Origin of the sequence: Acinetobacter pollinis (assembly GCF_015627175.1) — a bacterium.
In the GTDB taxonomy this organism is placed as follows: domain Bacteria; phylum Pseudomonadota; class Gammaproteobacteria; order Pseudomonadales; family Moraxellaceae; genus Acinetobacter; species Acinetobacter pollinis.
The window spans coordinates 1-6,482 of record NZ_VTDQ01000065.1 but is presented as its reverse complement, the minus strand read 5'-3'; the positions used below and the strand labels follow the sequence as shown (position 1 = coordinate 6,482).

At 31.9% G+C, this 6,482-nt stretch carries 6 protein-coding genes and 2 pseudogenes; 1 reads left to right on the top strand and 7 read right to left on the bottom strand.

Features of this window, described 5'->3' with window-relative positions; translation table 11 throughout:
- Positions 1-1,460, bottom strand: a pseudogene (locus tag I2F23_RS13410) (hypothetical protein); the annotation flags it as partial.
- A gap of 201 nt (positions 1,461-1,661) precedes the next feature.
- The gene (locus I2F23_RS13405) at positions 1,662-2,216 is read right to left on the bottom strand and encodes a hypothetical protein (RefSeq protein WP_195773079.1); all 555 of its coding nucleotides are present in this window, start codon (positions 2,214-2,216) and stop codon (positions 1,662-1,664) included.
- A gap of 394 nt (positions 2,217-2,610) precedes the next feature.
- Between I2F23_RS13405 and I2F23_RS13400 the strand changes: the two genes are divergently transcribed.
- A complete protein-coding gene (locus I2F23_RS13400) occupies positions 2,611-2,862 on the top strand; it encodes a hypothetical protein (RefSeq protein WP_195773078.1) in 252 nt (83 codons plus the stop codon).
- Between the two features lie 77 nt (positions 2,863-2,939).
- On the opposite strand, the gene nadS is transcribed toward I2F23_RS13400, so the two are convergent.
- The 5 genes and pseudogenes from nadS to I2F23_RS13375 form a co-directional block, all read right to left on the bottom strand.
- Positions 2,940-3,212, bottom strand: coding sequence for a NadS family protein (gene nadS / locus I2F23_RS13395; RefSeq protein ID WP_195773077.1), 273 nt, complete (start codon positions 3,210-3,212; stop codon positions 2,940-2,942).
- Positions 3,202-3,524 (bottom strand): annotated as a pseudogene (locus tag I2F23_RS13390) (type II toxin-antitoxin system RelE/ParE family toxin). The gene nadS and the pseudogene I2F23_RS13390 overlap by 11 nt, the downstream one beginning before the upstream one ends.
- Before the next feature lie 122 nt (positions 3,525-3,646).
- Positions 3,647-4,117 (bottom strand): plasmid replication DNA-binding protein, encoded by a 471-nt coding sequence (locus tag I2F23_RS13385; protein ID WP_195773076.1) that lies wholly within the window; start codon positions 4,115-4,117, stop codon positions 3,647-3,649.
- 77 nt (positions 4,118-4,194) lie between these two features.
- Positions 4,195-5,124 (bottom strand): replication initiation protein RepM, encoded by a 930-nt coding sequence (gene repM / locus I2F23_RS13380; RefSeq protein ID WP_195773075.1) that lies wholly within the window; start codon positions 5,122-5,124, stop codon positions 4,195-4,197.
- A gap of 919 nt (positions 5,125-6,043) precedes the next feature.
- On the bottom strand, positions 6,044-6,482 hold a 439-nt coding region (locus I2F23_RS13375; protein ID WP_195773074.1), incomplete at its 5' end, for a hypothetical protein.

Genomic DNA, 6,482 nt, shown 5'->3' with positions numbered 1-6,482 from the left:
TTTTGGTTTGTTGTAGCGAGATTAGTATTTGTTTGTTTGATATCAGCAGTATTTTGAGCAATACCTTGATCTGCTTTATCAGCACGAGTTCCTAATGTCTGCACATTTTGGTTTGTTGTATCAAGATTAGTATTTGTTTGTTTGATATCAGCAGTATTTTGAGCAATACCTTGATCTGCTTTATCAGCACGAGTTCCTAGTGTCTGTACATTTTGGTTTGTTGTATCAAGATTAGTATTTGTTTGTTTGATATCAGCAGTATTTTGAGCAATACCTTGATCTGCTTTATCAGCACGAGTTCCTAGTGTCTGCACATTTTGGTTTGTTGTAGCGAGATCAGTATTTGTTTGTTTGATATCAGCAGTATTTTGAGCAATACCTTGATCTGCTTTATCAGCACGAGTTCCTAATGTCTGTACATTTTGGTTTGTTGTAGCGAGATTAGTATTTGTTTGTTTGATATCAGCAGTATTTTGAGCAATACCTTGATCTGCTTTATCAGCACGAGTTCCTAATGTCTGCACATTTTGGTTTGTTGTAGCGAGATCAGTATTTGTTTGTTTGATATCAGCAGTATTTTTATTTACTTGCTCTTGTACATTATTTAATTGACTTACATTGACTGCATCAGTATCTGCAGTACCATTAGCTAAATTAATTAACTGTCTCTTACTATTATCATTACCTATAGAAACAGTATTGTCTCTTGTTGTACTTGATTGAAAACCAAGTGCTACAGAATTATTAGTGTCTTTACCAATATTTGAAAAACTGCCCAATGCTACTGATTGATTGCCTTCGGCAGTTGATTTAGCACCTGTAGCAATTGACGCATAACCACTAGCAGTTGATCCAACACCACTAGCAGTTGACGCAATACCACTAGCATTTGATGCAGAACCTGTGGCCGTTGATGCTGTACCACTAGCTGTTGAATTAGAGCCTGTAGCTGTTGCATTATTACCACTAGCATTTGATGCAGAACCTGTGGCCGTTGATGCTGTACCACTAGCAGTTGAATTAGAGCCTGTAGTAGTTGAATTAGAACCAGTAGCTGCTGCATAGCTACCTGTGGCAATTGAATTAGTACCACTAGCATTTGAATTAATACCTGTGGCCGTTGACGCATCACCACTAGCATTTGAATTAGTACCTGTGGCCGTTGACGCATCACCACTAGCAGCTGAACTATAACCTGTGGCAATTGAACCAGTACTACTAGCAGTTGAATTAGCACCTATAGCAGTTGAAGTATTACCTATAGCAGTTGAATTAGCACCTATAGCAGTTGAATTACCACCCGTAGCAGTTGATCCATCACCAAGTGCTACATTATTTTCTAGACCCTGGTCTGTACTATTTGTTGCATTCGAATTTTGTCCAATTTGGACATTTGCATATGAAGCATAACTCATTGATGCTAAAGCTATAGCTACTAATGATTTATTAAAAAATTTCATTTTATTTTATTCCTTTATGAGTTTTATTGAAGTAGTAACAGTGGTTTTTTATATTTGAGTTACTTTTCTGCTTTAAACCTTTAAGAGTTACAAATTATCATAATTCCCCCCATTTTTTAGATTAAAAGGTGCTTTAAGAGGACTTCTCTCAATTCAATTTATACACTCCTAAAAACTTATTTTTTGCCATAAAACCACTATCTATAAATTGACCTGATATGACACTTCAAATAAACCATTTGACAAACTAGATGCTGAGTAAATAATACCGCGTTCTATTTCTTTTTTTGCTGAACCAGTCGGGCTAGCAACGGCATCCTCCATAATCTGCTCAATCGAGGACTCTCTGTCTTTTTCACTCAGTACTGATGGTAAAATTTTTGCAGTATTTTTAATTAAGCTCATGGCAATCACTAAGCTTTTTTCATCCATTAAATGACTTCGATAACGAATTAAAGTTAATTTTCCATCTGAATTCACTTTACCTTCAAGCATAATCTGTTGGTCAGCAATATGATCTACTGTAAAAAAATGATTATTAAGTATAAAGGGGGAAAATGTAACGAGTGATGCTAAGTTATCAACTCTAAGTTTTTGATTCATCGCAACACGAAATTGTTCAGGTGTCATAGCAAAACTTTTACTCGGCTCCGAAGCTTTTGTAACTATATCTTTTTGACCAATAACCTGAGGTATCTGACAACCTTGCACTAATACTGTAGTTGCCAATACAGTGCATATTCCAAATTTTTTCATAATATAACCCGAATCCTGTTTAAAGTTTTGGTTGAAAAAGACAAGGATTAGAGCTATGAGTTAGGTTACTACACAACACGGATCACTCCAATCCTCATGACTGATATTACTGCTTTATTCTATCCTATTGATGATTATGTTAAAAAAATTAAACCAATACTTTAAGCAATAAAACTATCAAAACTCAGTTTGTCTGAAATGGTATGAAACCAATCATATTACTAATATTCTAATTGCTTCTGAAAAACATAAAGATAGTATAATTATTACTACAGATAGAAATCTTTATTCTGAAGAAGATGGGAAGTTTGGAGTTTGCCCTCATTCAAATAATTTAAATTTTGTTGATACAAATTGCTATTTTTTCTTACGCTCTGCATTTACGATTTTAAGAATGTGGTTATTTAAAGAAAAATCAGAGTCTTTATATGGTGATAGAATTCTATGGAGTACTATTAAAGATATTAATATATGTAGGGTACATATTCCTTTACCTACTGTGAACTATACAACTGATTATGCAAGCCACTATCAAATTTTTAATAAAAAAATATCTGATCATGCAAGATTTTTCAGTGAAAAAGAAATGAATTTTATTACTTATGCTGAATATTGTGAATCTTTAGATAACCCAAATTTGGTCTAGGGTCAACTATCAGATTGAACATAATATTGATTATACGAACTTAATAGAATGAGAGATTTTTCTCTCATTCTGCCTTTCTATATAAGACTAGGATGAGAGTCTAATATCCTAATTAAAGTCGCTGCTGGTCCTGTTGGATATCTTCTTCCTTGCTCCCAGTTTTGCAGTGTGCGAGGGCTAATATGAAGGCGTGCTGCGAATTCATTTTGACTCAAGCCAGTTTTTTCACGTACTCGCTTAATATCAGGTAATTCTAGCTTTATTACATGACTTGCTTTTATTTCCTGACGTTTAATTGCTCCAGCCTCTTTGATAGAAGCAACCAAATCATCAAATAAGTTATTTTCCATGAAATTGTTCCTTAACCAACAGTCGTAGAATATTAGTTTCTTTATCTGTTAAATTATCTTTTACAGATTTAGGATAAGCTACTAAAAAAATATTTGATCATCTTCAGTAACCCAATAATAAATTACTCTTATGCCACCACTTTTCCCTTTATTACTTTGAGAACATCGTACTTTTCTAATGCCTCCACCATTCTTGATCAAAGCCCCTTTATCAGGCTGTAATAAAAGCTCTTCCTGAAATTCACGATATTCTTCATCAGAAATAAGACTTTTTATTTGTTTCGTAAAAATACTAGTCTCAATAAATAGCATGAATATATATACTTCATTGGCGTATAATAATACTAACATTTAGAGCTTTTAAACGATAGTCAATTATAAAAATAAACTTTTAATACAGAGTACTGAACCTTAGCTAATAAGTAATAAATCTATTATTTTTTAGAAAAAAAACTACTAAAAAAGCTTCTTTTTTTTTTCTTTAAATTACTTAATTCTTCTTCCTGAATAGATTCTTTGAAATTAGATTCTACAGCTATATCTTGATTATTTTTTTGCTCAGTAAACGATGTTACCTTATCTTTTGGAGCCTCTAATAAACGTTGCATTGTTTCAATCTGATTTTGATAGAAAGACTCTCTTCCTTTAGCATCATCAAGCTGATTTTTAAGCATGTCAACTTGCTGTCTAAGCAGTAAAACTTCTGCCGATTCTATTTTGTCTATTTTTACATCTTCTTTTACATTTCCTTTTTTAATTGGCTCACCAAATACCCTGATAGCTTCTGATAAATCAATTTTATTATCAGAATTTTTACTTAAAATTCCTCTATTTATATTATTGTAAATAGTCTGTCTATTTATATTGTAAAGCTTAGATAGCTCAATAACTGAAAGGCTTTTCATATAAAAATTTATGCCTAAACTTGTCAAACTTAGATGCCTATTAGACAGCCTAATAAAAAAATGATCAAGTTGAAATCTTATACAATTTTAAATCCAACTTTTTTAAGATAAGGCAATAATTCTTGAATCTTTTTTGAATCTTTTAACATTTCATCAATACGATTAGCAAAATCTTGATAACTCTCCGCACCAACAGAGTAACTTCCCATTTCTGATAATTCCGAAAGTTTTTTTGCAAATAACTGACGTTGTTTATCAGTCATTTTAGGAGGAAAATTTGGAATTTTTGATTCTTTTTTTATCGATTCAGAATTTAACTTTTTCTGTTTAAAGTTAAAAGAAAAACCGGTAATAGTACGTCCTTTTTTATGTTGCTCATATTTGGCTTTAATGTCAGTTAACTCATTAATCTGATTTAATGCAAAATCGAGAACATATGTTTTGAAATTACTCATTGTCTTATATTGGTGAGATTCAACACCTAACTGCTGTCGAAATATAGACAAATCAAAAATGGGAGTCTCTCCTGAAGATCTCCATTGAATTAATAACTCATATAAGCGAATAGCATACGAACTAGTTAACTTAGAAACTTGTTGTAACTCATATTTTGTAAAATTTTCTTCAAGTCTAGTTATCAAAGGAACTATATCTTGTGTAAAACGTAAAAAAACTATAGCTGATTCTTTTTCATAACCAATTTTATCTACCCAACGACAATGAAAGCTGCGGTCCTTACCTGTTTTAGGATTAGTATCATGGTAAGTAACATAACGGTCGAATAAGCTTTTAGAAGCTTCACGAAGTACAGTATAAGCAGTATGTTTTTCAACATTAAATGTATTTATATAGCTACTGGCATGAACCTCTAATAAACTATTTTCTGTAATCCCTTGTCCTGTTTCTCGTGCTTCAGCAATAGCTAAAAGAACTAAACGTTGCTCTACAGTATCTAAAGTATAACTTGCTTGAATTAAAGCATTATCTTTTACGACTAATTCACTCATTTCTAATAATAAATTTATAACAAAGCTAAGGCGTACTTTACCCCATTTAAACTAGGTTGTAAATCAACCTAGTTTATAGGTCGATAAACCTAGTTTTATAGGTCGATAAACCTAGTTTTATAGGTCGATAAACCTAGTTTTATAGGTCGATAAACCTAGTTTTATAGGTCTTGAAAGCATTGCTATCAAAGGATTACAGCCTGTCTAAAAGCTTTTAAAAGCATTTAAAAACAATAAAAGCCTTTTTTTCTTTTTTTAAAGCTATTTTTTTATAAAAAAATCTGTATTCAAGAATATGAATATTTTCATGAAATCAGATACTGTTTTTTTAACTCAATTTGATATTTGGTACGGATTGATACTACAAGATAGGTCTAATTTTCATTCTAAGGCTCACTAAGGTGCTTATTTCTATTTTTATATGTCCTACTATGTCTTTTTATTTTTCATTGCTTAGAACGCAAATAAGCGCTTTTTAACACATATTAATTCATTGATTGAGTTTTATCTGTTATTAACAGCTTTAATCACTTCATTTTTCAGTAGACTGATCTGTCTATTTTCCATAAAAAAATGCCCAACCAAAAGACTGGTTGAGCATACAAAAACTAAAAATCGCTAGAGGGTGAGCCAAATCACTTGACTGAGTTAAGTATCGTTGATGAGATTCATATTTAAAAAGACTTTATAAATATAACTAAAAACGCTTAATAAAATTATATAAAAACATATTTTGTGTGATTAAAATCATGTTTTTAGGCGATTTTAGATTAATATTTATTCAACTTATCAGCGTTTTTAGCTCTAAATTCATACAGATCGTTCTGATTAATTAATAACCATATAATCATTTTTTATCGTTAAAATAACTTATTTTTAAGTCATTCATCGGACTTTTGACTTGTTTTTTTGCCTTATTTTAGTCAATTTCTAGTCCTTGATCATGAGATATTTTCGGTTGAGGACGTTTTTCAAGTGTTGGTACAACCTCTTGCACATGGGCTTCATTTCTCATTTGTCTTTCGTTGCGTTCGACATCTTGAGCAAAGCTCTTTTCTCTGAGCATCTCTTCAGTTTGAATAACGCAGGTGCGTAAGGTCTCTATCTTTTTATTTAATTCTGTACGCTCAGGCGGTAATTCAAACTGCCTTTGATATAAATACTGTTCTGCAAGACGACACATCTGGATATTTTCAGCAACGTGATTACGGACTCGTGCAAATACCTGTTCAGGTTTAAAGGTTTGTAGTGCCTCGGTTTGTTCATCTAAGAAAGCTTCATGACAATTGTTGACAACCAATTGTTTAAGCAGCACGTAAAAAGGAGTACTTTTATACGTTTCAGAGATTTCTTTAAAC